Origin of the sequence: Ochrobactrum vermis (genome assembly GCF_002975205.1) — a bacterium.
Classification (GTDB): domain Bacteria; phylum Pseudomonadota; class Alphaproteobacteria; order Rhizobiales; family Rhizobiaceae; genus Brucella; species Brucella vermis.
Map to the genome: position 1 here is coordinate 1726829 of NZ_PCOC01000001.1, position 25453 is coordinate 1752281.

A 25453-nucleotide genomic window follows, 5' to 3' on the forward strand; every position below is an offset into this window, starting at 1 on the left:
GATTGTCCCCACCGCCCGCCTCCAGCGTCTGCCAGAACCTTCTCGGGAATGATATGGAACTACCTTTTCATTTAGCAACCGGTGAATTGGGGGAAGCGATCCAGAATCGCAAACTCCAGGTTAGATCTGCTCTAATCGCGGTCAACGTTGCCCGCCTTGATTAGAATCAAGAACTGCTAAATTGTTCCCATTCTTATGGAAATTGGACGCGGGTGCTGATTTGATGAAACAGAGGGGAGCAACGCCGACAGCACCCGCTGGCTGTCGACAGACGACGTTACGGAAAGATCGCGCTCATGCGCTCGACAGATTGATTTAGCCGGGGTGCCATTCGAGTAGGGCCTCGGCACCCCGGGTCACCGGCTCTGGTGGAAACCGGCAACGATGGTTGGTTAGCACCCGCTCAAACGAAGCTCTTTGATTTCAATCAAACAAGTAGCAATTCAGCAGTCCATCATCAATTTTTGCCGTCGGCTTTCTGCGGCCTGCATTTGCCCCATGTCTTCTTCAGATAATTCGACACACCTTTGACCTTCGGGTCGGAAAGGAAGCCCTGGCGAAAGAGAATGCTCCCTTTCACCTCTGGCAAAGATTCGTTGAGTTCAAGCTGGCGTTTAATTTCGGTCATGCCCTCACCCGCCTGCCAGCCGGGTTCAAGTGTGGTTCCAGAACCGGCTCGATACAGTGCCAAGCCGATATAGAGATCGGTCTTCGTCCCGCGAACCGTCTCGGCCCACCATTTGGCGATCGTTCCGTAAGCCACATCCTTGCGGCCAAAGGACCAGTAAATCTGCGGCGCAATATAATCTATCATGCCTTCTTTCACCCAGCGCCGGGTGTCGGCAAAATCTCCGTCATAGTTAGTTTTTCCGGCGCGGGTTTCAGAACCGCGCGGATCGTCTGCTGCGTTGCGCCATACACCGCTCGGACTGATACCGAAGCGAACAGTTGGCTTGATGGATTTTATCCTGTCCGAAATCTCCCGCACCAGCGTGTGAGTATTGTAGCGACGCCATTCATACTTGCTCGAAAAGCGCGTGCCAAACCGTGCATATGATTTGTCGTCATCAAGTTTCGACGATGCTGTTTCGTAGTAGAAATAGTCATCGAACTGGATGCCATCGACATCGTATTTCTGCACGACCTCTGCCGTCACATTCGTTATCCATTCGCGGACAGTCGGAATGCCGGGATCAAGGACATAACGATCTGCCGAGACACCGACCCAATCTGGATGAGACTTATAAACACTGACTGGAGATTCCTTCGACGAGTTCCGCAATTCCTTGCGGGTCGATGGCTTTGTGTCCATCGAGACACGATAAGGATTAAGCCATGCATGCAGTTCTATGCCGCGCTTATGTGCTTCCTGAATCGCGAATTTCAACGGATCAAAGCCTGGATCTTTGCCGAGGGTTCCAGTCAAATAGGATGACCATGGCAAATAGGAGGATTGGTAAAATGCATCACCGGTTGGCGAAACCTGAAAGATGACGGCATTGATACCATGCTCGGACGCCTCATCGAAAAGCCTGACCAATTCCTGTTTCTGGCGCTTGATACGTTCGGCATCGTCCTCAATACGGGACGAACTGCGCGACGGCCAGTCGAGATTAAGAACTGTCGCTATCCAGCTGGCATGAAATGCGTCGCAGTCGAGGGGCATGAAATCGTTCCATCTAAACAACTTGGAAGACAAGGGGTTTGATATGGCTCTTTAACGCATTAGCTTAAAGATGGAAAAGCAACAGCGAGGGCAGCATGTATAAGAATATTCTCGTAACGACCGATGGGTCAGAGTTTGCAGAGCGCGGGCTCATACACGCATTTGAGCTGGCGCATACAGTCGGCGCGAAGGTAACGGTCGTAACTGTCACCGCTCCATATTCCGTTTCCGGGCTTCCGGGTGGCTGGACCGACAGTCCTGCTTTCATTGAACGCTTTGAGCAGGAATGGAATGAATATGCCGACAAATCCCTCGCCCGCGCTCGTGAACTGGCGGCTGAAACGGAAGTCGAAGTTCATACGCTGCATGAGGTTGCCCAGCATCCGGCGACTTCCATCATCGAAACGGCCAAGGAACTGCGCAACGATCTTATCGTCATGGCTTCCCATGGTCGTCGCGGCCTGAAAGGCATGCTTCTCGGCAGCCAGACCTATGAAGTCCTGACCCGCAGCAACACACCGGTTCTGGTGGTAAAGTAAAACAGCAACGAAGAAGGTCGGAAATATCGGGCCTTCTTCGCTTTCAACCAGTCTGGTGACCCGTCGCGCTTTCAATATCAATACGGAAAAAGACCGGCTCAAGTTTGCGTTCGTGCCCGTCCTTCGCAATCGTCTTTATGTAAGCTGGTTCCCACCAAGTCGGCTCCGAGGCCATCAGCCCGACAATCGCACTTTTCTCGTCCTCACGTTCGATTTCCCGATAATGGCCGTTCAATACAACTGTGCGCCAGCTCGTTCGGGATTCGATGTGATCGAAAAGGATACAAACTGCATCGTTTTTGCGTAGCGCCTCGGTCTTCTGACCATCCGTTGTAAAAGAATAGAGCGAACCACCACTGAACCGGAAACTAAGCGGCACGATAAACGGACGGTTGTCGAGCACATAAGCCAACCGTCCCAGATGGGTGTGCTGTATCATGTCCCGGATATCGTACTCCGACATTTCCTTAATCATCATGGCCGCCTCCGCAGTTGCTTGTTTATCGACAAACTAACATAGGGCAGCGTTGCAGCTTTGACCGTAATCAAATCGCAGGATGAGATGTTCTTCTCAGACGAACAGGCGCCCTTCCGCGATCTTGACCGCAGTGCCTCCGATCCGCGCTCCTGTGAGCTGCTGCCTGGCAATATCCAGTTCAAGACGAATCCGCGAAGGTCGCCCCATCTCCATACCCTGCTCGATCCACCACTGCGAACTGCCGTCAACAGGCTTGTCGTTCTTCTGAATCATGCCTGCAAAGGCTGCAGCGGCCGAGCCCGTAGCCGGATCTTCATAGACATTGGCACCCGTTACAAACATGCGTGCATGGAAATTGCTGTCGAACAGAATTGTTTCGCGGCAATAGACATAGATTGGCAAAGGTCGGCCATCGACGTGCGGCAGGCTTTCGTTCACATAGACCGGATCAATGGACACTTTTGCCGCGGCAATCAGATTGTGAACCGGCACAAGAAGATAAGGCGTGCCCGCACTCCAGACGGCCGGCACGTGATTCTCAAATCCGATCTCATGCGTACCGAGGCCGATCGCGGCAGCGGCCTCCTCCTTCTCGACCTTGACATCAACTCGCTCCGGCAAGCGAGGCAGATCGAACTCGGCAAAAGCGCTGTTCTCGCCAAGTATGACACCGCAGCGAACAATGCCCACCTTCTCTTCCAAGGCCACCAGCCTGTCTGTCTCATTGCCCGTTTTGCGACGGCGGGCCAGCGACACAGCGGCCCCTACTGTTGGATGCCCGGCAAAGGGAAGTTCGTAATCAGGCGTGAAGATACGCACCGCTGCTTCATGCGCGGGATTGCTCGCCGGAAAAATGAAGACCGTTTCAGAAAGATTGAACTCGCGTGCGATGGCCTGCATACGCGTATCGTTCAAACCTTCGCTATCATGGACGACAGCCAGCGGATTTCCAGCCAGAGCCTTGTCGGCGAAAACGTCGAAAACCTCGTAGAATCTGCCGGAAACAGCGGCGTCATTCATCCCTTATCTCCCCACACATGCTTATAAAACCGACTGCAGAACGGATTTCACTCCAACGCTTCGTGCTTCGCATTATTTGCGAGCATAGCCAATTTCACGTCGCTGTCATCTGCAAGTCTGACTAAGCTTTAGAGATTGTTGAAATGCCAGTCGGCAAATGCTCGCACATATGACGGCGTGGCGTTTCCCATAGCGCCGGCGGCGTTCACTGGTATGATCTCTGACAATTCAGGCTCCGCCTCCGCAGACAGGTGTTGTTCAATCTGCGATACCAGCTCCGTCGATGGCACATCAAAATAATAGCGGCGGAAAAGCGCGACGCTGCGGTTGCCAGTCACCAGGTTGATCTGCCGTTCCGCACGCGCGTCGTGAAGATCCAGACCCGTTTCCTCCTGGACCTCGCGGCGCCGATTGGCGTCGTAATCGACATATCCGTGGACGATGTCATTATCATCGACTGAGCCTGCCGGAAAATAGACCCTTCCCGCTCCTGCATTTTGTACGCTCATACGCCCTGCAATCAAATGTCCTTCACTCGAGACAATCACACCAACACCGAAAATATGCCACGGACGTTCTTGTGATTCATCGTGTCGCCAGTGCATCAGCGTCGCAAAACTGGTGCGCTTAAAGCCGGCCCGAAATACGCCGCCCGTCAATGCAGCTTGTGGCGCCAGATAGAACTCACCATCAAACAGCGTTGGATTCGCGGCGCGCTCGCGCGCCCAATTCAAAGCAATCGCTTCGCTGTTTTGCTCAGTATATGGCAGAGGACCGGGCAGTACCCGCACATCAGCACTATCAATAACGTGGACGGTATTTTCCCTGACGTGTTGCATCATTCAAACCATATTCAGTGTCACGGCAACCGGACAATGATCGCTTGCTTTTGGGCGATCCCATCCGGTTCGAGGATAACGGTCGAGCTGCTGATCGGGCGGAAAGATCGTGCGCCAGGGCTGACCACGCCGGATGATGTTCGGAACCGCCTTCTCATTTTTCTTCGCGAATGAGGGTGAGGCCATAATGTAGTCGAGCTGGCACAGATGGCGCTCCTGTGGCCCACGTGTGTGATAAAGCGTCCAACGGTCCATGACGGGACGGCGCTCAACCAGATTGACCGCAAACCCATCACCGAGAAGCACGTCGAGTGCGCTTTCGTCTTCAACCATGGGCGTAAACTGATAACCATTCCATTCGTCACCGCCGATGATGATCCGCTCACGGTAGTCATTGAAATCACCACAGATCAGCCAGCGGCGATTCGGAGCGTTGGCTGCTCCGAACTTTTCCTCGATGATGCGGCGTATGGCGCGTGCCTCGGCCCGGCGCACCGGCAAAGATGCAGTTCGTCCATCAAAACCGTTACGAGCGCCTGTCATCGATTTCAGATGTGTCACGAAGAGCGATACGGGCTTTCCAGCAATCCGAATATCCAAATTCAGGCAATCCCGCTTGAAAATGCGGTCATGAGGTTCAAGCCCGAGTTCCCCTAGGACGGGCTCATAAAGGCCAAAATCATTATAGGTTACATAGGCGTAGCTTGTGACTTCGTCGACCTCGATGGGCTGTCCGTCCCGTGTCGTGTCACGCATCATAACGGCGACATCAATGCCACGGCTATCATTACCGTCTATGAGATATTTATGCCGGAAGCCATGGCCTATCATCTTGAAAAGATAGCCGTACTCAAAGGCGTTCAGGGCAGCCAGATTATCCACTTCCTGCAGGCACAGAATATCCGCCCTCGTTTCGGCGATCGCGAGCGCTGTCATCTGCCGCGTATCATCCGCATGCGCAACTGCACGAGCCTGTTCGAGAAGGCGATACTGCGCCTCATCGCTGATTTCGAACAATTGCAAAGCGCGATCCTGATGCAATTCATTGCGAAAGCCGGAAAAATCGAACCGGCGCATCAGATTTTCGACATTGAAGGTAGCTATAGTAAACATGTCTTCGCAATCTCTCTGCTTGCCGGGCGATTGGCAAGAGGATGAATTTCGAAACTAATAAATTTCTGCTGAAGCCGTGACTTGGGCATGGGATATACCCATATATCGGGAGAATAGAGATTGAAGCGAGCCGAGACGATGGGAACCATCCTGCGCCTGACGATACTGACCGGACTGTTCGTTGCGGGCATTGCAAGCGCTGGTTCAGCCGTCGAATTACGCAACAGCCAATATTTGCCCTCGCTGAAGCCGAGTGGTCCGTTGATTATTGGCGGTCAGGCAGGCGCCAATCGCACAGACCCGAGCGCCCGCAATTGCTACGGTTCAACGCAATGCCGGGAAAGTGGAACTTATGTCACCGAGCATGGCGTATTGAACTACAAGAACGGTGACGCTTTGCAATATCGGCGCACGATGCAGCCACCAACCGCGGGCGCGCGACCGACCAGCAACCATATTCAGTGGTGCTCGAACCGCTATCGCAGCTACCGGACATCCGACAACACGTACCAGCCATTGGCTGGACCGAGATCAGGTTGCAATTCGCCATTCCAGTAAGAAAAAGCCCGGAGCAATGCCCCGGGCTTTTCGTTTGTGCTGATCACGCTGCAGCGGATTTCGTATGAGCCCGTATCAAACGACCAAGTCGTTTGATACCTTCATCGATCATCTCGTCATTGGCACATGAATAGCTGAGGCGCAAAGTATTGGCACCGCTACCATCGGCAAAGAATGCCCGGCCCGGAACGAACGCGACTTTCTCACTGTCGATGGACGCTGCGAGGAGTGCCGCGCCGTCCATACCTTCCGGTAGTGTAACCCAGATGAACATACCGCCTTCAGGCTTCGTCCATCTGGTGGTTTCCGGCATATAATTCGCCAGTGCCTCAAGCATCTTGTCGCGACGGTGTCTATAAACACTGTGCAGCTTCGCCACCTGAACATCAAACCCACCGCTCGCAACGCGTTGAATAACGATTTGATTGATGGTGGATGAATGAAGGTCAGCAGCCTGCTTCATCAAAACAAGCTTGCGAATAACCGGCTTCGACGCAACCACATAGCCAACGCGCAAACCCGGAGCCAGTGTCTTGGAGAAAGAACCGCAATAGATGGTACGGGTTTTCTCAATGTCACCGCCGTTGCGGGCAATGTCGAGCGCCAGGATCGGCGACACCGCGTCACCATTGTAGCGAAGATACTGATAGGCCGCATCTTCGATCACAGGAATGTCGAGTTCATCCGCCTGCGCGAGCAGTTTTTCACGACCGGCAAGATCAACAGTTTCACCTGTCGGATTGCTGAAATCAGCGGAAAGATAAGCAAACTTGACCTGACCGCCAGTTTTCTTGGCGGCCTCGGCGTAGGATTCCGGCGTACGATTGCCGTTGATCGCCAGCATATCGTAATTGGGTTCGTAAGCGTTGAAAGCCTGCAGCGCACCGAGATAGGTCGGAGCGGTCACGAGTGCCGTATCGGCAGGCGACAGAAACAACTTGCCCAGATAATCGAGTGCCTGTTGCGAACCCGATGTAATGAACACATTGTCTTCCGTGCAGGGAATACCGATCTTGGCAAGTTCTCCGACCAGCCAAGTACGCAACGGCTTGTAGCCTTCCGAAACGGAATATTGCAGCGCTGCATTGGCTTCAGGGCCGGTAAGAATATCCTTATAGGCCGCCTGGAATTCATCGTGCGGAAAAAGCGCCGGGTCAGGAATTCCGCCCGCAAACGAAATGATATCGGGACGTTCCAGAAGCTTCAACAGTTCGCGGATTTCTGATGCGCGCATACGTTTCGAGCGCGTTGCAAATACATTTTCCCAGTCCAACACGGGAAATCTCCTCAATTAGACTATCCGTATATGTTACGGAACTTGTAATAGCTAAGTCTCCTCAAAACTTGGCTATTGGGTTTGAAGCTCTAGCGCACTTTTCGGCAGACGAGAACAGCTTTTCCCATGCTTCTATGGAATAAAGATATTCGGAATTGTTTTGGGCCTTAAAGTGCATGAAACGAAAAACCAGCGCTGAATTTGAGTTCTTTTCGTTCGCAATACGGTCACGAATGATCTCAACATAGAGCGTCAACTGTTAAGGGGGCGCACGAAACGCCCCCTCTTTTCAAACTTCTCAGAGCTTCGAAAATCAGATGATACTCTGGTTCTGGCGTTAATGTCATTTGCAGACGACCAGAACCTGAACCCACTGATTTTAGTTGCGCGCCTTGTCGACGAGCTTGTTCGCTGCAATCCATGGCATCATGCCGCGGAGCTTTTCGCCAACTTCTTCGATCTGGTGGCTGTCGTTGTTGCGACGGATACCCTTGAAGCGCGCTGCACCTGCACGATACTCCTGCATCCAATCGGAAGTGAACTTGCCGGTCTGAATGTCCTTCAGAACACGCTTCATTTCTTCCTTGGTTTCAGCAGTGATGATGCGCGGACCGGTGACGTATTCGCCCCACTCAGCGGTATTCGAGATCGAGTAGTTCATGTTGGCGATGCCGCCTTCGTAGATCAGATCCACGATCAGCTTCATTTCATGCAGGCACTCGAAGTAAGCCATTTCAGGCGCATAGCCAGCTTCAACCAGAACTTCGAAACCGGTGCGGATCAGTTCGACCACGCCGCCGCAAAGAACAGCCTGCTCGCCGAACAGATCGGTTTCGCACTCTTCCTTGAAGGTGGTTTCGATGACGCCCGAACGACCACCGCCAACGCCAGAAGCATAGGAGAGAGCCAGATCATGGGCATTGCCCGAGGCATCCTGATGAATGGCGATGAGGCAAGGGACGCCGCCACCCTTCTGGTATTCACCACGAACCGTGTGGCCTGGGCCCTTTGGCGCGATCATCACGACGTCAACGGACTTCTTTGGCTCAATCAGGCCGAAGTGAACATTGAGGCCGTGAGCGAAAGCAATCGCTGCGCCGTCACGGATGTTATCCTGAATGTGTTCTTTGTAGATGTCGGCCTGAAGTTCATCAGGGGTTGCCATCATGAGGAGATCGCCCCACTTGGCAGCATCAGCAACGTTCATCACTTCGAAGCCATCAGCTTCGGCCTTCTTGACCGTTGCCGAACCTTCACGAAGAGCGATGCGCACATTGGCAGCGCCGGAGTCCTTGAGGTTCAGCGCATGGGCGCGGCCCTGGCTGCCATAACCGACGATAACCACCTTCTTCGACTTGATCAGGTTAACGTCTGCATCCCGATCGTAGTAAACGCGCATTTCCTTATTCCCTTCGTTCGGATTGTTCTTCGGCTTTCTTGCGTCCGCCGATGTGATTAGGCCCCATAGAGGGCAAAAAACTGCTTAGTGGCGCGCCGGGCGTCCCGGATGACCACGTCGTCAGTCAGTTCCAATTGGTCACCAAGCAGCAACCGTATTTGCATGTCCCGGACGACAAGTCCGAAAAATGTGCGAAATGCCTCATCGATATCGTCGAAGGCGAGCAGGCCAACTTCCTTCCCCATATGGAGAATGGGCTTGAGACGCTTGGCCATGGCCACAGGTCCATTTGCCAAAACGATATCACCGAGCATCGATTTACCGGATGCAGCATGGCTCACCGCCAGCCGGTTCAGGGCAATCGAGGTTTTCCCCGAAAGCACAAGCAGCCAGTCGCGCGCGAAATGTTCCAGACTTGAGAAAAGAGATTCCGCATCCAGCTTTTCACGGGTCAGCGGTACGACACGAACTTTCGATGCCTGCCAGCGAACCATCGCCGTCAGCAGGCCGTCGCGGTCACCAAACCATTTGTAGAGGCTTTCCTTCGAGCAGTTGGCGGCACGGGCAATACTCGCCGTCGTCAAAGCGCGATCCCCGCCCTCCACCAAGAGGCGCAATGCCTGCTCCAGAACGTCGTTCTGACGCGGCGAAAGAGCTTGCTGCTTTTGAGCCTGCAATTCGTCGCTGATATCAGTCACGGGTCTTTTCCTCCACCTTGTACCGTACGGTACGGTTCCCAATTTATAATTATTGTTTCAACAGCGGTCAAGCATGTTTTCAAAAATTACGGCCATGTAATTCAGGATTGTTTATCATCGATATTAAATGCAAAAAGCGCCTTCCCAAGGCCGGAAAAGCGCTCTTTAAAACTATCAATTCAGGTGGGTTTACAGATTCACCTGCGTTCCAATTTCCACCACACGACCGGTCGGAATCTGGAAATATTCGGTCGCGTCCGATGCGGTTCGGGCAAGCAAGATAAACAACTTGTCCTGCCAAAGCGGCAAGCCGGAATGGGCCGATGCCTTGAGCGACCGGCGCGAAAGGAAAAACGATGTCGTCATGATGTCGAATTTCCAGCCAAGCTTGCGACAGATGCCGAGCGCTCGTGGAATATTTGGCTGCTGCATATAGCCGAAGGTAAGCGTCACCTGCATGAAGCGCTCGTTATATTGGGAAACACGCGCTCGATCGGCACTCGAAACCCATGGTTTCGAGGCGGTCACGACTGTCAGTATGACATTGTTTTCATGCAGGACTTTGTAATGTTTCAAGCTGTGCATGAGCGCCGTCGGAGCACTTTTGGGGTCGCCGGTCAGAAATACGGCCGTGCCCGGCACGATGGTCGGCGGACGCTTGGCCATCTGCTCCACGATGAGATCGAGTGGAACTTCAGCCTTGCGGGTCTTGTGAAACAGATGCCTCGTTCCCCGCACCCAGGTCCACATGATAAGGATGAGTACCACTGCGATACCAATCGAGGCCCAGCCCCCTTCATGAACCTTGATGATGTTCGCGCTGAAGAACATTATATCGATGATAAGGAAGCCCAGAATAATCGGCAGGGCACGGCTTACGCGCCAGTTCCAGATGCGGGTCATCACTATATAAAGCAGAACTGTCGTGACCAGCATGTTGCCGGTGACGGCAATGCCATACGCTGCAGCCAGATTGCTGGACTTTTCGAAACCAAGCACCAGAATGACCACTGCCAATCCCAGTAGCAAGTTGACGCGCGGAATATAGATCTGGCCGTGCAGTTTTTCAGAGGTGTGCTGGATTTCAAGGCGCGGCAAAATGTTGAGCTGAACGGCCTGACGCGCCACCGAATAAGCGCCTGTAATCACCGCCTGACTGGCGATAACGGTCGCCGCCGTTGCCAGCAGAACCATTGGCCAAAGCGCAAAGCTCGGCATCATCTGGAAGAACGGCAATGCTGCGGCTTCACCATGCGAAAGAATGAATGCAGCCTGTCCGAAATAGTTAAGCAGCAGGCATGGGAACACGACCCATAACCATGCACGCACGATTGGCTTGCGCCCAAAATGACCAAGGTCGGCGTAAAGCGCTTCGGCACCAGTCATTGCGAGGAACACGGCACCGACCGTGATAAACGCTATGCCGGGACTAACCACCAGAAAGCGCACCGCATAATAGGGATTGAGCGCCACCATCACCGTAGGATCGTCGAAAATATGCCAGAGGCCCGACGCGCCAATCGCCAGAAACCACAACGCCATGATAGGTCCGAAAACGATAGCAACCTTGCCGGTGCCCAATTTCTGTACCGAAAACAGCGTCACCAGAATAACGACAGTAATTGGAACGACGAACGGCGTGAGATCAGGAGCGACGATCTCAAGACCTTCCATTGCCGAAAGAACCGAAATTGCAGGCGTAATGACCGCGTCGCCGAAGAACAACGCCGCCCCGCAGATACCTACACCTAGGATCAGGTCAGGTCTGCCTTTCAACGCGCCCCTGACTAGAGCCATCAACGAAAGAATGCCGCCTTCGCCATTGTTGTCGGCGCGCAGCACAAACAACACGTATTTGATGGTAACAACCAGCGTCAGCGCCCAAAAAATCAGTGAAACAACGCCCAGAATATCGCTGCGGGCTAGAATGCCATCGCTCGCCGCCGCATGGAGAGCTTCGCGAAAAGCATAGATAGGGCTGGTGCCGATGTCCCCGTAAACGACACCCAGTGCTCCAAGCACAAGCGTCTTCATGCTTTCATTGTGCTGCTCGGCATCTTCAGCAAAAGCGACGCTTTCAGGAACACCCACGGCAGGCATAGCGGCCTGGACCGGCGTGTCATTGCCATTTAGCTCGCCGCTCATATGCAGGCACCTCGCAACTTCCTGAAACGATTCTGGCTGGAGTTACTGGGGATCGAATTGAGATAATGTGCACATTCGCGAAAAGTTGCGAATTTCAGCATTGTTGCCGCATCCTTGCCCAAATCAACTTCAATCATAGCTGCAGCGTCGATTGAACGAAGCGATCCGTCCGAATGCAAAAACAATAGAATTGCCTCGGCGCGGAAAGCAGACGACGGAAATTTGCTTCAATGCTTCCCTCATACAACCTCGCGCGCCCCCAACGCGTATGAATAGTGGCGGACGCCTAAAGCTTGTCTGACCCGAATGCAAATGCACTTTTTGCACAGCTCCAATCCGAGCCATGCATCAAATGCATCAACTGAGACGTTACGCCAAGGCCGCGATGTAGCGGCTGACCGTTACCGGTATCCCATACATCAGTGCATCGGCTGTCAATCCATGTCCAATGGAAACTTCGCTCAACTGCGGAACACGTTTCACCAGCGCAGGTAGATTTTCTACTGTCAGATCATGCCCAGCGTTGACATCGAGGCCTAACGCAGTCGCTGCATGTGCCGCCTTTTCCAGACGATCCAGTTCACGCCTGGCGGCAGCGGGGTCGTCATAAGTTGCGCCATAGGGGCCAGTATAGAGCTCGACACGATCGACACCGATAGCCTTGGCGCGTTCGTACCCCAACGGATCGGGATCGGCAAACAGTGATACCCGCATCCCGGCAACTTTAAGTCGAGCCACGATCGGACCCAGAAAATCGGCCTTCGACACGAAGTCCCAGCCATGGTCCGACGTTGCTTGTGTTGGGTCATCGGGCACAAGCGTTACCTGTTCCGGCTGATGCTTTTCCACCAGATCAAGAAATGCCTCGCTCGGAAAGCCTTCAATATTGAACTCTGCCTGCGGAAACTCGTCATCAATCAGCGCGCGGATATCACCGAGGTCGGAAAACCGGATGTGGCGCTGATCGGGACGCGGATGCACCGTCAATCCGGCAGCACCAGCGACGAGGGCCGCTCGCCCCAAGCCTGTAACACTTGGCCACGGCAAATCACGCCGGTTTCGAAGCATCGCAATGGCGTTGAGATTGACCGATAATTTCGCAGGCATTGAAGACTCCCGGATGAATATTCCGCTTTATAACGCCTGCAGCGAAAAAATGTGAGTGTTTTGCCGTCGCACTGTAACCGCAATCCCCAATCGCGAAATTCTGCTTGTAACAAACTGGGTTTGCAGTGCCTTTCCAATTCGCATCTATTTGTAGGTGACCGCAACCTTTGTCCCTACTTGGGCGTTTAACCCGATCAATAAATGGAGGTCTATGATGCGAAATGAGGACATACCCGTCATTCGCCGCATTCCAACAAACCGGGAAGACGTGTTCGCTTTTGCAATCGAAGGACATCTCGACGATGCGTCAATGGAGAACCTCTATGGCCTCCTCGACGCCGCCTATGAAACACATGAAGAAATCGATCTTCTGATCCGCCTTACCGGATATGAAGGGTTCGACTGGACGGCTGCGTTTTCAGAAAGCATGCTGTCCATGCGCGCCAAATCTCTGAAAAAGCTTCGCCATTATGCAATAGTCGGCGGCCCCTTGTGGATTCAGGCAAGCATCACTTTGATGCAGCCTTTTCTGTCCATTGAGCTTCGTGCATTCGAAGCTGACGAGGAAAACGAAGCCTGGGAATGGCTCAGTGCCCGGCCGGCAGATGAGTAGTTATTTTACAATAGTGAGACGTTCAGCCGCGCGCGTGATCGCCGTGTAAAGCCACCGTTCGCGCGTGTCGCGAAAGGCGAAACTCTCATCGAAAAGCACAACTTCATCCCACTGCGAACCCTGTGCTTTATGAACCGTCAAGGCATATCCATAATCGAAATCGTCGTAGCGCTTCTTGGTCTGCCACGGAATTTCACTGTCAGGGTCTTCAAACTGCGCCTTCAAAAGCTTGATCTTTGCAACGCCGCGATCATCATCCTCAGGTGTAACCAGCAGATTGATACCGGGTTTCACGGTTTCCTTGGACGATGTCATCACCTTCCATAGCGACCCGTTGAGGAGTCCCTTGGCAGGATCATTGCGCAGGCAAACCAGCTTGTCACCGGCCTGCGGGTAATCCGCGGTAAAGCCCTTTAACTCCCGCAGGCGCTGGTTATAGCGACGCCGGGTCCGGTTGGTCCCAACAAGCACCTGATCGGCAGCCAGCACCATCTCCTGATTGACATCGCCCTTTCCGATAACTCTTGCAGCGCCGTGGTCGCCATAGGGAAGTTCACGCCCCTCCCGCACGTCGAGCGCCATACGGATGATCGGATTGTCTTGCGCCTGACGATGAATCTCGGTCAGGAGATAATCCGGCTCGTGTTCTGTGAAAAAGCCACCGCCAGAAATCGGAGGCAACTGTCCGGGATCGCCAAGAACAAGGATAGGCGTGCCAAAGCTCATCAGATCCCGCCCCAGCGCTTCATCGACCATGGAACATTCATCCACGACAATCATCGCCGCTTTTGCAACAGGGCTCTGCCGGTTGAGTGAGAAGGTCGGCGCGATCGAAGTCTTGCCGGTCGTTTCGTCCTCAATCGCTTCTTCGCCACGTGGACGATAGATCAGCGAATGGAGCGTGCGGGCATTGCTGGCACCTTTCGACCGCAGCACCTGTGCTGCTTTTCCGGTAAAGGCAGCAAACTGCACATCGCCGTCCACGTGTTCAGCGAAATAGCGAGCGAGCGTCGTCTTGCCCGTGCCCGCATAGCCGAACAATCTGAAAATGGGGCTACGGCCGCCTTTGAGCCATTGCCCGACGGCCTTCAGCGCCTGATCCTGTTCCGGTGAAAACTGCATCGTCCCTTCAGACAGGATTCGCCGCCCGAAAACAAGATCAAACCGTGATCAAACGTTTTTAGTCACCAAGGCCGCGAATCTGTCGAGATCGACATTGCCACCGCTGACGATCACACCTACCCGCTTGCCTTGCAGCTTAGATGCGACCTGCCGCGCACCGGCAAAAGCGAGACATCCCGTCGGCTCTACCACCATCTTCATCCGGCTGGCAAAGAACTTCATGCCTTGCACCAACTCATCGTCGCTGACGGCCAGAACATCGCGCACAGTTTCGCGGATAATGGCAAAAGTCATGTCACCAAGGGCCTGTGTCTGGGCACCGTCCGCCAAGGTCTTCGGCACTTCGATTTGAACTATCTTGCCAGCACGGAACGATTGCTGACCATCATTTCCCGCTTCCGGTTCCACACCGTAGACATCGCACCCAGGCGACAAAGCGTTCGCGGCAAGCGCCGAACCGGCAAGCAGGCCACCACCGCCAAGACAAACGAACAGCGCATCAAGCGGTCCGGTTTCCTCAATCAATTCCTTGGCCGCAGTGCCCTGTCCGGCGATAATATCAGGATGATTGAACGGCGGAATGAGGGTTAGCCCCCCCTCCTCCGCCAGGCGTCTGGAGATCACATCGCGGTCTTCTTCATAACGGTTATAGGTAACAACCTTCGCGCCGTAGCCTCGCGTCGCCTCAAGCTTCGCGCGTGGCGCATCCTCGGGCATGATGATTGTCGCGCCGATGCCAAGCATTTTTGCTGCAAGCGCAATTGCCTGAGCGTGATTGCCGGATGAGAAAGCAAGTACGCCGCGAGCCTTTTGTTCATCCGTAAACCACGAAAGAGCATTGAACGCGCCGCGAAACTTGAAGGCACCGATCCGTTGAAAGTTCTCGCATTTGAAAAAGAACCGGGCACCGGTTTCACGGTCGATGGTAGACGATGTGAATACCGGCGTATGGTGGGCATAGCCTTCGATCTGCTTTGCAGCCGAGACCACATCATCATAAGTTGGAAGCTTGTTCATCATTTGCCCTTCACCTTTATTTCAGCATCGGCCACAGGCTCAAGATGAGCAGTAAGGCCATGATAAAATTGAAACATTTCAACCGAAAGGGATCAGAAAGCCAGTTGCGCAACAATGTGCCAAATCCGGCCCAGACGGACACGCTCGGCAAATTCACAATCGCGAAGGCGACGCTGACCAGAAGCACCGCGACATAATAGTTATCGTGGTTGGCATAGGTGGCAATTCCTGTAATCCCCATCACCCATGCTTTCGGATTGACCCATTGGAACGCCGCCGCCTGCAAGAAAGTCATTGGCTCGCTTTTATCCCCATGCTTTGCCTCTCCAATGGAACGCGACATCGCAATTTTCCAGGCGAGATAAAGCATATAGGCGCCACCGGCGAACTTCAGCGCCACATAGAATGACGGCACCGTCTCGATCAAAGCGCCGAGACCGAAACCAACCGCCAGCAGCAATACGAAGAAGCCTACGCCGATCCCCAACATATGCGGAACGGTACGGCGGAAACCGAAATTCACGCCCGAAGCCAGAAGCATCAGATTGTTTGGTCCCGGTGTAACGGACGAGACAAAAGCGAAGACGAGAAGTGCCAGAAAAATTTCAACAGACATGGGACAGCCTCAATTTATGGGGACAAATTAGCTCAATAAAAAACCGGCACAATCGAAACATTGTGCCGGTTTTCAACGATATTGTATCGGTCCTGATTGAAAGCTTCTACATACCTTCCGGCCCGCGATTCATGGCCGCAACACCCGTACGGCAGGTCTCAACCAGCCCGAGTGGTTTCATGATGGAGATAAACTGATCGATCTTGGCCGTCTTACCGGTGATTTCCAGAATGAAATGATCAGTCGTCGCGTCGACAACCTTGGCTTTGAACGCATCGGCCAGACGAAGTGTCTCTGCCCTCGCTTCACCTTTACCTGCGACCTTCACCAGTGCGAGTTCACGCTCGACAGGACGGTCGTGACCGAGCTCAGAAGCGCGATGGCTCAGATCCACAACACGATGAACCGGAACAATGCGAGCCAATTGGTGCCGGATCTGGTCGAGCACGTGTGGCGTGCCGCGCGTCACGATTGTAATGCGCGACAGATGCCTTTCATGCTCGGTTTCCGAAACCGTCAGGCTTTCGATATTGTAGCCGCGACCGGAGAAAAGACCGATCACGCGGGCAAGCACGCCTGGCTCATTGTCGACGAGTACTGCAAGCGTATGTGTTTCCGGTGTTTGTGTTTCGGCTGCGATGAAATAGGCCGATCCGGAAGCTAGATTCTGTGCATTCATGATTTGATTCCTCCGGATCAGACGAGCGCGCGGCCCTTTGCATCGATGGCGTTAGCGACGGCTTCGTCCGTAGCTTCATCGGGCAACAGCATTTCGTTATGTGCCTTGCCCGAGGGGATCATCGGGAAGCAGTTGGCGAGATTTGCCACGCGGCAATCGAAGATCACCGGCTTGTCGATGTCGATCATCTCCTGAATGGCGTCATCGAGTTTACCAGGCTTGTCGCAGCGGATCCCGTGCGCGCCATAGGCTTCCGCCAGCTTCACGAAATCCGGCATTGCCTCGGTATAGGAGTGCGACAGGCGGTTGCCATGCAAAAGCTGCTGCCACTGGCGCACCATGCCCATGTACTGGTTGTTCAGGATGAAGATCTTGATCGGTGCATTATGTTGAATTGCAGCAGACATTTCCTGAATACACATCTGGATCGAGGCATCCCCTGCAATATCGATAACCAGTGCGTCAGGATGCGCGATCTGCACACCGAGTGCTGCTGGGAGGCCGTATCCCATGGTGCCCAGACCACCCGAGGTCAACCAGCGATTTGGTTCCTCGAAGCCGTAGAACTGCGCAGCCCACATCTGGTGCTGACCAACTTCCGTGGTGATGTAGGTCTTCCGATCCTTGGTCAGTTCATAGAGCCGCTGAATTGCATATTGCGGCATGATGACGTCTTTATTCGGCGCATAGGCAAGTGAGTTGCGAGAGCGCCAGCGATCGATCTGCTGCCACCAGGCACCGATTGCCTGCTTTTCCGGCTTCTTATCAGAGGCACGGACCTGCCGAACAATGTCTTCCAAAACATGGGCTACATCACCAATGATCGGAACATCGACGCGAACGCTCTTATTGATCGAAGATGGATCGATATCGATATGGATTTTCTTCGAGTTCGGAGAAAATGCGTTGAGGCGTCCGGTGATACGGTCATCGAAACGCGCGCCGACGCACAACATGACATCGCAATCATGCATGGTCATGTTGGCTTCGTAGGTGCCATGCATACCGAGCATGCCAAGCCAGTTCTTGCCGGACGCCGGATAAGCGCCCAACCCCATCAGCGTGGACGTGATCGGGAAATTGCTGATCTCGACCAGCTCGCGCAGCAGACGGGAAGCTGCAGGGCCGGAATTGATCACGCCGCCGCCAGAATAGATGACGGGCTTCTTTGCATTGACGAGCAGACGTACAGCTTCGGAAATTGCCTGTGCATTGCCGTCGAGAACCGGACGGTAGCTGGTGCGCGGCGCAGTCTCCGGTGGCGTATAAATGCCCTTGGCGAACTGAATATCCTTCGGAATATCGACCACGACGGGACCGGGGCGACCGGTGGAGGCGACATGAAAGGCTTCGTGCAATATGCGCGCCAGATCGTTGACGTCCTTTACCAACCAGTTGTGCTTGGTGCAGGGGCGCGTGATACCGATAGTATCGCATTCCTGAAATGCATCAGAGCCGATCAGCGTCGTCGGAACCTGACCGGAAATGCAAACCAGTGGAATGGAATCCATCAGGGCATCCTGAAGCGGGGTAACCGCATTGGTAGCACCCGGACCGGACGTAACAAGCATCACGCCGACCTTGCCGGTCGACCGCGCATAGCCTTCCGCCGCATGTCCAGCGCCCTGCTCATGACGGACCAGGACATGCTGAACCTTATCCTGCTGGAAAAGCTCGTCGTAGATCGGAAGCACAGCACCGCCGGGATAGCCGAAAATGCTTTCCACGCCCTGATCGATCAAAGCCTGAATGACCATCTCGGCACCGGTCATTTCACGTGGATTGCTTGCTTCCTGCGTTTCTGCGGCATTTGCATCCGCCTCGTGTTTACCTGCAGTCATTGTTCTCTTCCCGTCGTCTGCACTTCATTTCTGATTTGGATAATAAAAAAGGCCCCCGAGGGAGCCTGTCTTTCGCGCATGGGAGCTTTCGCCGGATGGTTACACCATCCTGCCCATGCGCGCCCGTACCACAAGAATAATAATCGTGTTCATGGGGCGGACACTAATAGCCGGATTTGGCATCGTCAACGCATAAATACGTCGCCTGCGATATTTTCTTAGGCTCATCCGCCTCAAACGATAACTTTATTTCAACGGAAGCTTCTTATTCTGGTGCGAAACCTCTTGTTGAAAGTCGGGGCAGAGTTGGCGACATGAGCGAAATCGGGGACAGTTCTGACGCGCGAGGACAAGGCGAATATGTTCACCGCAACCGCACGGAAGGCTATGTCATCCAGTGCGATGGCGAAGGTGCCATCGTCTCGGCACTGTCAGGTCCTTCTTCGGCGGCATCCGATGATTATTGGGCCGTAGGCCAGCTCATATCCATTCAGGCAGGCGACAATCGCGTCGTCGGCCTCATCCGCAACGTGCTTGTTCCTGGGGATGTCTGGATACGTGGAGGTGACAACACCCTCCATGTCCATATCGAGTTTCTGGGCGAAGTTCGGGTACAGCCGAACGGACAGACCACATTCAATGGTGGCATTTCGCAGTTCCCCCATCCCGGCGCTATTGCTCACCGTATCCGGGCTACCGATCTCGCGACCATTTATGCACAGGCCGACCATAGCAGCGTTTCAATCGGGACGCTGACACAGGATGCAACGGTTCCTGCTTATATTTCGGTCGATGACCTTATCTCCCGACATTTCGCCATCGTCGGCACAACGGGTGTCGGCAAATCGAGCGCCGTCATGCTGCTCCTACGCCGCATCGTCGCCGAAAAAACCAATCTGCGTGTGCTCATTCTCGATCCACACAATGAGTTTGCAAGCGCATTTCCCGATTTGGCAGTAGCTGTCGATCAGACAAATATCGAGCTGCCATTCTGGATGCTGCGGCTTGATGAATTTGCAGATGTGATCTTTCGCGGTCGTACGCCGGACCCGATGGAGCTCGATATACTGCGCGATCTGGTCCAGCTTGCCCGCGAGAAAATGCACGACATCGAAACGGCGGCCACGAAGACATTGCGGCGGCAATTGGCCGATCGTCAGAGCGTCAGCGCGGACACGCCCGTCTCCTATCGCTTGGCTGACCTGATAGCCCTCATCGACGAGCGCATGGGGCTTCTCGACAGCAAAGCGGAGCGTCCCTATCTGCGCAGCCTCAAGGCTCGACTGGAATCGATCTCGTCCGATCCCCGCTTTCGCTTCATGTTCGCCGTCACTGGTGGCTCTGAAACAATGCGGCAAGCTATTGGCCGCATTTTCCGCATTCCGCAAAACGGAAAACCGATCTGCACATTCCAGCTTGCAGGATTGCCATCCGAGGTTGTCAACGCGGTTGCCTCGGTCTTGTGTCGCCTAGCATTCGATATAGCTCTTTCGAGCGAGGGCAATCTGCAGACACTCGTAATCTGCGAGGAAGCTCATCGCTATATTCCGACCGACCGCGATGCCGGTTTCTGGCCGACAAGACAAGCCATCGCGCGAATTGCCAAAGAAGGCCGAAAATACGGCTCCTATCTTGGGGTCATCAGCCAGCGTCCCGGCGAGCTTGACCCGACAATTCTGTCCCAGTGCAATTCGATTTTTGCAATGCGGCTCGGCAACGAACGTGATCAGGAAATTATCAGGGGCGCCATTCGCGGGGGTGCGCAAAGCATGGCAGGTTTCCTGTCATCAATCGCTAATCGCGAGGCCATAGCGTTTGGCGAAGCCTTCTCGACACCGATGCGCCTTACATTCGAAACCATCCCGCCTCATCAGCTTCCAGGGCGCAGCAAGAGCGAAAGCGCTCTTTCCAGCTGGCGCAGTGACGACAAAATATCGCTCGACCGTATCGTCGAAAAACTGCGTGCTTTTGAAAGCAGTTCCCAGCCAGAACCAATGGATCAGCTCGTAGATGAGAATAATCTGTGGGGCAGCCCGGTCTCTACCAACCACCGTGACCATGCGCCGGCGGATGATACTTTGCCTCGCTCGTCTGCTTCGCTGAAACCACAAACATCACTTAGCCTCGACACGAAACAAAGCATCGAGAAGATGGGCGAACTCGTACGTAGTTTTCGCAAGGACCGCGAGCGCTAGAGCGCATTTTATCCAGAAACTGTTTCACACTTTTCCAGATGCGCTCTAGCCGGTGCAGCTCATTCAAAAATAAGCAGCTTCAGGCACAGACGCGATTTCGCCCCATGTTCTTCGCAGCATAGAGCATCTTATCGGCGCGACGATAGAGGTCTTTCGATGTCTCCCGCCGGTCCCATATCGCAAGACCTATACTGACGGTGACGCCAAGCTTTTCATCACCAAGGTCGATTTCGAGCGTCGATATGGCTTTGCGGACACGATTGGCGAGCTTAATCATTAATTCTGCGTCCATGTTCGGCGCAAGAACTGCAAACTCCTCACCGCCAAGCCGGGCTACAACATCATGATAGCGCGTGTAGTCCTTGAGACACCGCGCCACCTCTTGCAGCACGATGTCGCCAATGTCGTGCCCATAGGTATCGTTGACGGCCTTGAAGTGATCGAGATCGATAATCATCAACCCGACAGGCCGCTGGATACGGTCAAACTGGACCAGATACTCCTTCAGCGCCTCATCGAAATAGCGCCTGTTCTGCATGCCGGTCAGGCTGTCAGTCAGTGCGGCATGTTCGAGGGTCTGCGATCGTTCGGAAAGATCCTGCGTGATGACCTGCAGCTTGCCGCGGTCCAGCGCATCGGTTCGTATCTGAGGGTAGATCAAAAACAGCCCGCACGCGATGGTCGCAATCAACACCCAGATCGTGACATAGCTCCACTGATCAAGCTTCGAAACCAGTTCAGAAGCGCTCACGTCAAGTGGCAAGGTCTGCAATTGTCCGATGTCGACACGAGCTTGGTAAAGTAACAGCCCAATACCGAACATCAGAACAATCAGAATAAAAAATGCCCGCTCCGATTTATGAAACCGCATAGTCCGTGCCCGCCTCTCCTGTTTGAGAGAGTGCCAGCGAGTTATTTCAGTGTCGTTAATTGAGCGAATGCATCATCAGAATTTGCGTGTACCATCCAGCGATCATCAAGCTGGTTTCGAAACCAGGTCGACTGACGCTTTGCATATTGTCGCGTGGCGATGACTGAACGTTCAATCGCTTCTTCCCGTGACATCGAACCTTGCAGAAAAGCTGTGATTTCACGCACGCCGATGGCTTTCATCGCAGGCAAGGCCGGATCGAGATCAAGCGCCAGCAACGCCTTGACCTCATCGATCGCGCCATTGTCCCACATCAGCGCAAATCGCCTTGCAATTCGTTCGGCAAGCCATGTCCGGTCCGGCAACAGCACGATTTTGCGTGCGCTATCGTCATCCACCAGCGCCCGCCCTTTCGTCCGCTGCCACGCAAGTAGCGACTTTCCAGTGGCTTCAAACACTTCCAGCGCCCGAACGATACGTTGACGGTCGAAGGGTTTGAGGGTTGCGGCCATATCCGGATCACGTTCACGAAGTATCCGGTGAAGAAGCTCCGGACCATCTGCCTCCATTCGGCCTCGCCAATAGGCGCGAGTATCGACCGGCACCCCCGGCATTTGTGACAGTCCGCCCAGCAGCGCCCTGAAATAGAGCCCAGTGCCACCAACAAAAATTGGCGTTCGGTTCTTCGTTGCAGGTTGCGACAACAGGTCGGTGACATCATCCAGCCATCGTCCGGTTGAATAGGATATCGACGGCGCGACATGTCCGTAGAGATGATGCTCTGCCGAAGCGAGATCGGCTTTGCCGGGCCGGGCAGTCAGAAGATCAAGAACATCATAAACCTGCATGGAATCGGTGTTTACAATGAAGCCGCCGGTCTCTTGAGCCATACGAATGGCAAGTGCCGACTTGCCGCTGGCCGTTGGGCCAGCTATCAGGATTGCATTCGTGACCGCATCCTCACTCATCGCCGGAATTGCTCTCCATGTCCCACCAGGTTTCTCTCGTCGCTACTTTGATCGCCAATCCGGCCAAGGCCTCGCTTGTATCAACGCTCGGGATTAAAGCCTCAGCGGCAGTGAATGCAACTGGACTTTATTGGCTGGCCGACGACATTGCCTGCGACATTGCGCTACCGTCGGGGATTGGCAGTGAAGAAGCCGAAACCCTGCTGCGTCGTTCAATCGACGGCGCTCCAATTGATGTGGTGGTGCAGGAACAGGAGCGTCGACGCAAGAAAATTCTGATTGCCGACATGGATTCCACGATGATCCAGCAGGAGTGCATCGACGAACTGGCAGAAGAAGCAGGTCTGCGCGAGCATGTGGCTGCAATCACCGCACGCGCCATGAACGGCGAGATCGAGTTCGAACCGGCTTTGCGTGAACGGGTGGCCCTGTTGAAAGGTCTGCCACTCAACGTAATTGACAAGGTCATTTCTACCCGCATCACATTAATGCCAGGCGGACCGGAGCTCGTTCGCACCATGCGTAAACATGGCGCTTACACCGCACTGGTATCCGGCGGCTTTACATCGTTTACTCGGCGCATCGCCGAGATGATCGGTTTCAACGAAGAGCGCGCAAACAAGTTGATCGATGATGGTCTGCATCTGACCGGTCTGGTCACGGAACCAATTCTTGGTCGGGAAGCCAAGGTCGAGAAGCTCTTGGAAATCGCCGAACGCCTTGGCCTTACGTCGGACGATGCAATTGCAGTAGGCGACGGGGCAAACGATCTCGGCATGATTCAACTCGCGGGAACCGGCGTTGCACTTCATGCAAAGCCAGCCGTGGCCGCACAGGCGCGAATGCGTGTTGACCATGGCGACTTGACCGCTCTCCTGTATATTCAGGGCTACCGAAAGACGGACTTCGTTCAATGATCATTCTGGAAACGCCGCGCCTCGTCATCCGCAACTGGGAGGATCGTGACCGCGATCTGTTCCACGTCATCAATTCCGATGAAGAGGTGATGCGTTTCTTTCCCTTTCGCAGAGACCGCTCGCAGTCAGACGAATTGTTCGACGTCGTTCAGAAGATGATTTCTGAAACGGGCCTCGGTTTCTATGCGCTTGAAGAAAAAGAAAGCGGTCAGTGCATCGGCTTTGCAGGCCTCGCCCGAACCGACCTCGAGCCTCATTTACCGGACGGCACCGTAGAAATCGGCTGGCGACTGGCAACACCTTTCTGGGGCAAGGGCTATGTAACCGAAGCAGGCAAAGCGCTGCTGGAATATGCTTTCGATACGCTGGGCCTCACCGAGATCGTTTCCTTCGCTGTTCATAATAACGACCGGTCTACAGCCGTCATGCAGCGTATCGGCATGACCCGGGATAGAGCGAGCGATTTCGATCATCCGCGCGTACCGGATGACGCTCCACATCTGAAACACCACACGGTCTATCGCATTCAGGCGGCCTGACCGGCCACCCAGCCGGAAGACCAGGCCCACTGGAAATTATAGCCGCCCAGCCAACCGGTTACATCAACCACCTCGCCGATGAAAAACAGGCCCGGAACAGATTTGGTTTCCATGGTTTTGGAATCGAGATCGCGCGTGTCGACGCCTCCGAGTGTAACCTCGGCCGTGCGATAACCTTCCGAACCGGCGGGCTTTATGCGCCAGTCATTTATCGCAACCTCGACACGACGAAACATCTTGTCGGGCATATCCGCCAGATGGCCTGTCGCGCCCATATCCTCGGCTATGGTCTGCGCAAGCTTCCGCGGGAGATAAATAGCCAATGCTGTTTGCAATGCCTGCTTGCCGTTTTGTTTGCGCTGCTCCCGCAGCGCCTCGAAAATATCCATATCCGGCAGCATCGCAATACGGATTTCTTCACCTTCCCGCCAGTAGGAAGATATCTGCAGGATCGAAGGTCCGCTGATGCCACGATGCGTAAAAAGCATTGCCTCAGAAAATTTCGTTTTGCCGCAGGCGACAACAGCATCGACGGCAACACCGGCCAACGGCTTCAGCCGTTCCAGTGTATTAGGTTCAAACGTCAGCGGCACGAGCGCCGGTCGTGTTTCGACAATCCGCAATCCGAACTGTGTCGCGATATCATAACCGAAGCCCGTTGCCCCCATTTTGGGGATCGACTTCCCTCCGCACGCCATCACCAGTGAACGACAGCGCACAGGACCATCCGACAACTGGAGAGAAAAACCGTGTGCGGATTTCTCGACTGAACTAACGCTGCAGCCAAGCTTCAGCCGCGCACCATAGCGTTTCATTTCCCCCAGCAGCATTTCGATTATCTGCAATGCCGAACCATCACAGAAGAGCTGGCCGAGTGTCTTTTCGTGATAGGCAATGCGGTGGCGCTCAACGAGCGCGATGAAATCGCGTTGCGTATAGCGGCTCAGAGCGGAAATGCAGAAATGCGGGTTCTGCGAGAGATAGTTCTTCGGGCTTGCATGAAAATTAGTGAAGTTGCAGCGACCACCACCCGATATGCGGATCTTCTCACCGGCTGATTTTGCATGGTCCAGGACCAGCACAGAACGCCCGCGTTTGGCGGCCTCGATGGCGCACATCATGCCCGCTGCACCGGCGCCTATGACCACGATATCGACTGTTTCCAAATCACCTTACTCCGAATGGCGCCGGTCAATAGCACACCGGAGGCGAATGAAACAGAAGGCTCTGCCATTTC

24 protein-coding genes are annotated in these 25453 nt (G+C 54.2%); 6 read left to right on the forward strand and 18 right to left on the reverse strand.

Annotated features, from left to right (window positions below):
- Nucleotides 1–457: 457 nt before the first annotated feature.
- The gene (locus CQZ93_RS08565) at nt 458–1666 is read right to left on the reverse strand and encodes a glycoside hydrolase family 10-like protein (protein WP_105542190.1); all 1209 of its coding nucleotides are present in this window, start codon (nt 1664–1666) and stop codon (nt 458–460) included.
- A gap of 95 nt (nt 1667–1761) precedes the next feature.
- On the opposite strand from CQZ93_RS08565, the gene CQZ93_RS08570 reads away from it, so the two are divergent.
- Nucleotides 1762–2205, forward strand: a complete 444-nt coding sequence (locus CQZ93_RS08570) for a universal stress protein (protein WP_105542191.1) — start codon at nt 1762–1764, stop codon at nt 2203–2205.
- Nucleotides 2206–2248: 43 nt separating this feature from the next.
- On the opposite strand, the gene CQZ93_RS08575 is transcribed toward CQZ93_RS08570, so the two are convergent.
- The 4 genes from CQZ93_RS08575 to CQZ93_RS08590 form a co-directional block, all read right to left on the reverse strand.
- A complete protein-coding gene (locus CQZ93_RS08575) occupies nt 2249–2683 on the reverse strand; it encodes a pyridoxamine 5'-phosphate oxidase family protein (RefSeq protein WP_105542192.1) in 435 nt (144 codons plus the stop codon).
- Between the two features lie 93 nt (nt 2684–2776).
- Nucleotides 2777–3703: a PhzF family phenazine biosynthesis protein gene (locus CQZ93_RS08580; protein WP_105542193.1), complete on the reverse strand. Its 927-nt coding sequence runs from the start codon at nt 3701–3703 to the stop codon at nt 2777–2779.
- Nucleotides 3704–3831: 128 nt separating this feature from the next.
- The gene (locus CQZ93_RS08585) at nt 3832–4542 is read right to left on the reverse strand and encodes an NUDIX hydrolase (protein ID WP_105543237.1); all 711 of its coding nucleotides are present in this window, start codon (nt 4540–4542) and stop codon (nt 3832–3834) included.
- 3 nt (nt 4543–4545) lie between these two features.
- Complete coding sequence (locus CQZ93_RS08590; protein ID WP_105542194.1) at nt 4546–5655, reverse strand: endonuclease/exonuclease/phosphatase family protein; 1110 nt, start codon at nt 5653–5655, stop codon at nt 4546–4548.
- Between the two features lie 138 nt (nt 5656–5793).
- Here CQZ93_RS08590 and CQZ93_RS08595 point away from each other — a divergent pair, with 138 nt between their 5' ends.
- Complete coding sequence (locus tag CQZ93_RS08595) at nt 5794–6213, forward strand: BA14K family protein (RefSeq protein WP_105542195.1); 420 nt, start codon at nt 5794–5796, stop codon at nt 6211–6213.
- Nucleotides 6214–6256: 43 nt separating this feature from the next.
- Here the strand turns inward: CQZ93_RS08595 and CQZ93_RS08600 are convergent, their stop codons facing one another.
- The 5 genes from CQZ93_RS08600 to CQZ93_RS08630 form a co-directional block, all read right to left on the reverse strand.
- Nucleotides 6257–7489, reverse strand: coding sequence for an aminotransferase-like domain-containing protein (locus CQZ93_RS08600; RefSeq protein WP_105542196.1), 1233 nt, complete (start codon nt 7487–7489; stop codon nt 6257–6259).
- A 379-nt stretch (nt 7490–7868) separates the two neighbouring features.
- Nucleotides 7869–8888 carry a ketol-acid reductoisomerase gene (gene ilvC, locus CQZ93_RS08610; RefSeq protein ID WP_105542198.1) on the reverse strand — a complete coding sequence of 340 codons (1020 nt, stop codon included), beginning with the start codon at nt 8886–8888 and terminating at the stop codon, nt 7869–7871.
- 56 nt (nt 8889–8944) lie between these two features.
- On the reverse strand, nt 8945–9586 hold the full coding sequence (locus tag CQZ93_RS08615) for a TetR/AcrR family transcriptional regulator (RefSeq protein ID WP_105542199.1): 642 nt from the start codon (nt 9584–9586) through the stop codon (nt 8945–8947).
- A gap of 189 nt (nt 9587–9775) precedes the next feature.
- Nucleotides 9776–11731, reverse strand: coding sequence for a potassium transporter Kup (locus CQZ93_RS08620; RefSeq protein ID WP_105542200.1), 1956 nt, complete (start codon nt 11729–11731; stop codon nt 9776–9778).
- Between the two features lie 369 nt (nt 11732–12100).
- Nucleotides 12101–12838: a pyridoxine 5'-phosphate synthase gene (locus CQZ93_RS08630; RefSeq protein ID WP_105542202.1), complete on the reverse strand. Its 738-nt coding sequence runs from the start codon at nt 12836–12838 to the stop codon at nt 12101–12103.
- 214 nt (nt 12839–13052) lie between these two features.
- Here CQZ93_RS08630 and CQZ93_RS08635 point away from each other — a divergent pair, with 214 nt between their 5' ends.
- Nucleotides 13053–13451 carry a SpoIIAA family protein gene (locus CQZ93_RS08635; protein ID WP_181153374.1) on the forward strand — a complete coding sequence of 133 codons (399 nt, stop codon included), beginning with the start codon at nt 13053–13055 and terminating at the stop codon, nt 13449–13451.
- Here CQZ93_RS08635 and CQZ93_RS08640 read toward each other — a convergent pair whose 3' ends face one another.
- The 5 genes from CQZ93_RS08640 to CQZ93_RS08660 all read right to left on the reverse strand — a co-directional run bounded on the left by CQZ93_RS08640 (nt 13452) and on the right by CQZ93_RS08660 (nt 18726).
- Entirely contained in the window at nt 13452–14573 is a 1122-nt protein-coding gene (locus CQZ93_RS08640) for an ATP-dependent DNA helicase (RefSeq protein ID WP_105542204.1), read from the reverse strand. It lies immediately after the preceding gene.
- 48 nt (nt 14574–14621) lie between these two features.
- A complete protein-coding gene (locus tag CQZ93_RS08645; RefSeq protein WP_105543238.1) occupies nt 14622–15590 on the reverse strand; it encodes a threo-3-hydroxy-L-aspartate ammonia-lyase in 969 nt (322 codons plus the stop codon).
- A 16-nt stretch (nt 15591–15606) separates the two neighbouring features.
- Nucleotides 15607–16206 (reverse strand): LysE family translocator, encoded by a 600-nt coding sequence (locus tag CQZ93_RS08650; RefSeq protein WP_105542205.1) that lies wholly within the window; start codon nt 16204–16206, stop codon nt 15607–15609.
- Between the two features lie 106 nt (nt 16207–16312).
- Nucleotides 16313–16885, reverse strand: a complete 573-nt coding sequence (ilvN, locus tag CQZ93_RS08655) for an acetolactate synthase small subunit (protein ID WP_105542206.1) — start codon at nt 16883–16885, stop codon at nt 16313–16315.
- Between the two features lie 17 nt (nt 16886–16902).
- Nucleotides 16903–18726, reverse strand: coding sequence for an acetolactate synthase 3 large subunit (locus tag CQZ93_RS08660; RefSeq protein WP_105542207.1), 1824 nt, complete (start codon nt 18724–18726; stop codon nt 16903–16905).
- Nucleotides 18727–19040: 314 nt separating this feature from the next.
- On the opposite strand from CQZ93_RS08660, the gene CQZ93_RS08670 reads away from it, so the two are divergent.
- Nucleotides 19041–20921 carry an ATP-binding protein gene (locus CQZ93_RS08670; protein WP_105542208.1) on the forward strand — a complete coding sequence of 627 codons (1881 nt, stop codon included), beginning with the start codon at nt 19041–19043 and terminating at the stop codon, nt 20919–20921.
- Nucleotides 20922–21000: 79 nt separating this feature from the next.
- Here the strand turns inward: CQZ93_RS08670 and CQZ93_RS08675 are convergent, their stop codons facing one another.
- Together CQZ93_RS08675 and miaA are read right to left on the reverse strand one after the other, a co-directional pair.
- Nucleotides 21001–21792 (reverse strand): GGDEF domain-containing protein, encoded by a 792-nt coding sequence (locus CQZ93_RS08675; RefSeq protein ID WP_105542209.1) that lies wholly within the window; start codon nt 21790–21792, stop codon nt 21001–21003.
- 41 nt (nt 21793–21833) lie between these two features.
- Complete coding sequence (gene miaA, locus CQZ93_RS08680; RefSeq protein WP_105542210.1) at nt 21834–22760, reverse strand: tRNA (adenosine(37)-N6)-dimethylallyltransferase MiaA; 927 nt, start codon at nt 22758–22760, stop codon at nt 21834–21836.
- 17 nt (nt 22761–22777) lie between these two features.
- Between miaA and serB the strand changes: the two genes are divergently transcribed.
- Together serB and CQZ93_RS08690 are read left to right on the forward strand one after the other, a co-directional pair.
- Nucleotides 22778–23677 carry a phosphoserine phosphatase SerB gene (gene serB, locus CQZ93_RS08685; protein ID WP_105542211.1) on the forward strand — a complete coding sequence of 300 codons (900 nt, stop codon included), beginning with the start codon at nt 22778–22780 and terminating at the stop codon, nt 23675–23677.
- On the forward strand, nt 23674–24216 hold the full coding sequence (locus CQZ93_RS08690; RefSeq protein WP_105542212.1) for a GNAT family N-acetyltransferase: 543 nt from the start codon (nt 23674–23676) through the stop codon (nt 24214–24216). The genes serB and CQZ93_RS08690 overlap by 4 nt, the downstream gene beginning before the upstream one ends.
- Here CQZ93_RS08690 and CQZ93_RS08695 read toward each other — a convergent pair.
- Nucleotides 24204–25382 carry a BaiN/RdsA family NAD(P)/FAD-dependent oxidoreductase gene (locus CQZ93_RS08695; protein ID WP_105542213.1) on the reverse strand — a complete coding sequence of 393 codons (1179 nt, stop codon included), beginning with the start codon at nt 25380–25382 and terminating at the stop codon, nt 24204–24206. The genes CQZ93_RS08690 and CQZ93_RS08695 overlap by 13 nt on opposite strands.
- Nucleotides 25383–25453: the final 71 nt, after the last annotated feature.

Bases quoted from the DNA above. Each gene is read 5' to 3' on its own strand.
- CQZ93_RS08565 (WP_105542190.1), bottom strand. From the start codon at position 1,666: ATGCCCCTCGACTGCGACGCATTTCATGCCAGCTGGATAGCGACAGTT.
- CQZ93_RS08570 (WP_105542191.1), top strand. From the start codon at position 1,762: ATGTATAAGAATATTCTCGTAACGACCGATGGGTCAGAGTTTGCAGAG.
- CQZ93_RS08575 (WP_105542192.1), bottom strand. From the start codon at position 2,683: ATGATGATTAAGGAAATGTCGGAGTACGATATCCGGGACATGATACAG.
- CQZ93_RS08580 (WP_105542193.1), bottom strand. From the start codon at position 3,703: ATGAATGACGCCGCTGTTTCCGGCAGATTCTACGAGGTTTTCGACGTT.
- CQZ93_RS08585 (WP_105543237.1), bottom strand. From the start codon at position 4,542: ATGCAACACGTCAGGGAAAATACCGTCCACGTTATTGATAGTGCTGAT.
- CQZ93_RS08590 (WP_105542194.1), bottom strand. From the start codon at position 5,655: ATGTTTACTATAGCTACCTTCAATGTCGAAAATCTGATGCGCCGGTTC.
- CQZ93_RS08595 (WP_105542195.1), top strand. From the start codon at position 5,794: ATGGGAACCATCCTGCGCCTGACGATACTGACCGGACTGTTCGTTGCG.
- ilvC (WP_105542198.1), bottom strand. From the start codon at position 8,888: ATGCGCGTTTACTACGATCGGGATGCAGACGTTAACCTGATCAAGTCG.
- CQZ93_RS08620 (WP_105542200.1), bottom strand. From the start codon at position 11,731: ATGAGCGGCGAGCTAAATGGCAATGACACGCCGGTCCAGGCCGCTATG.
- CQZ93_RS08630 (WP_105542202.1), bottom strand. From the start codon at position 12,838: ATGCCTGCGAAATTATCGGTCAATCTCAACGCCATTGCGATGCTTCGA.
- CQZ93_RS08635 (WP_181153374.1), top strand. From the start codon at position 13,053: ATGCGAAATGAGGACATACCCGTCATTCGCCGCATTCCAACAAACCGG.
- CQZ93_RS08640 (WP_105542204.1), bottom strand. From the start codon at position 14,573: ATGCAGTTTTCACCGGAACAGGATCAGGCGCTGAAGGCCGTCGGGCAA.
- CQZ93_RS08645 (WP_105543238.1), bottom strand. From the start codon at position 15,590: ATGAACAAGCTTCCAACTTATGATGATGTGGTCTCGGCTGCAAAGCAG.
- CQZ93_RS08650 (WP_105542205.1), bottom strand. From the start codon at position 16,206: ATGTCTGTTGAAATTTTTCTGGCACTTCTCGTCTTCGCTTTTGTCTCG.
- ilvN (WP_105542206.1), bottom strand. From the start codon at position 16,885: ATGAATGCACAGAATCTAGCTTCCGGATCGGCCTATTTCATCGCAGCC.
- CQZ93_RS08660 (WP_105542207.1), bottom strand. From the start codon at position 18,726: ATGACTGCAGGTAAACACGAGGCGGATGCAAATGCCGCAGAAACGCAG.
- CQZ93_RS08670 (WP_105542208.1), top strand. From the start codon at position 19,041: ATGAGCGAAATCGGGGACAGTTCTGACGCGCGAGGACAAGGCGAATAT.
- CQZ93_RS08675 (WP_105542209.1), bottom strand. From the start codon at position 21,792: ATGCGGTTTCATAAATCGGAGCGGGCATTTTTTATTCTGATTGTTCTG.
- miaA (WP_105542210.1), bottom strand. From the start codon at position 22,760: ATGAGTGAGGATGCGGTCACGAATGCAATCCTGATAGCTGGCCCAACG.
- serB (WP_105542211.1), top strand. From the start codon at position 22,778: ATGTCCCACCAGGTTTCTCTCGTCGCTACTTTGATCGCCAATCCGGCC.
- CQZ93_RS08690 (WP_105542212.1), top strand. From the start codon at position 23,674: ATGATCATTCTGGAAACGCCGCGCCTCGTCATCCGCAACTGGGAGGAT.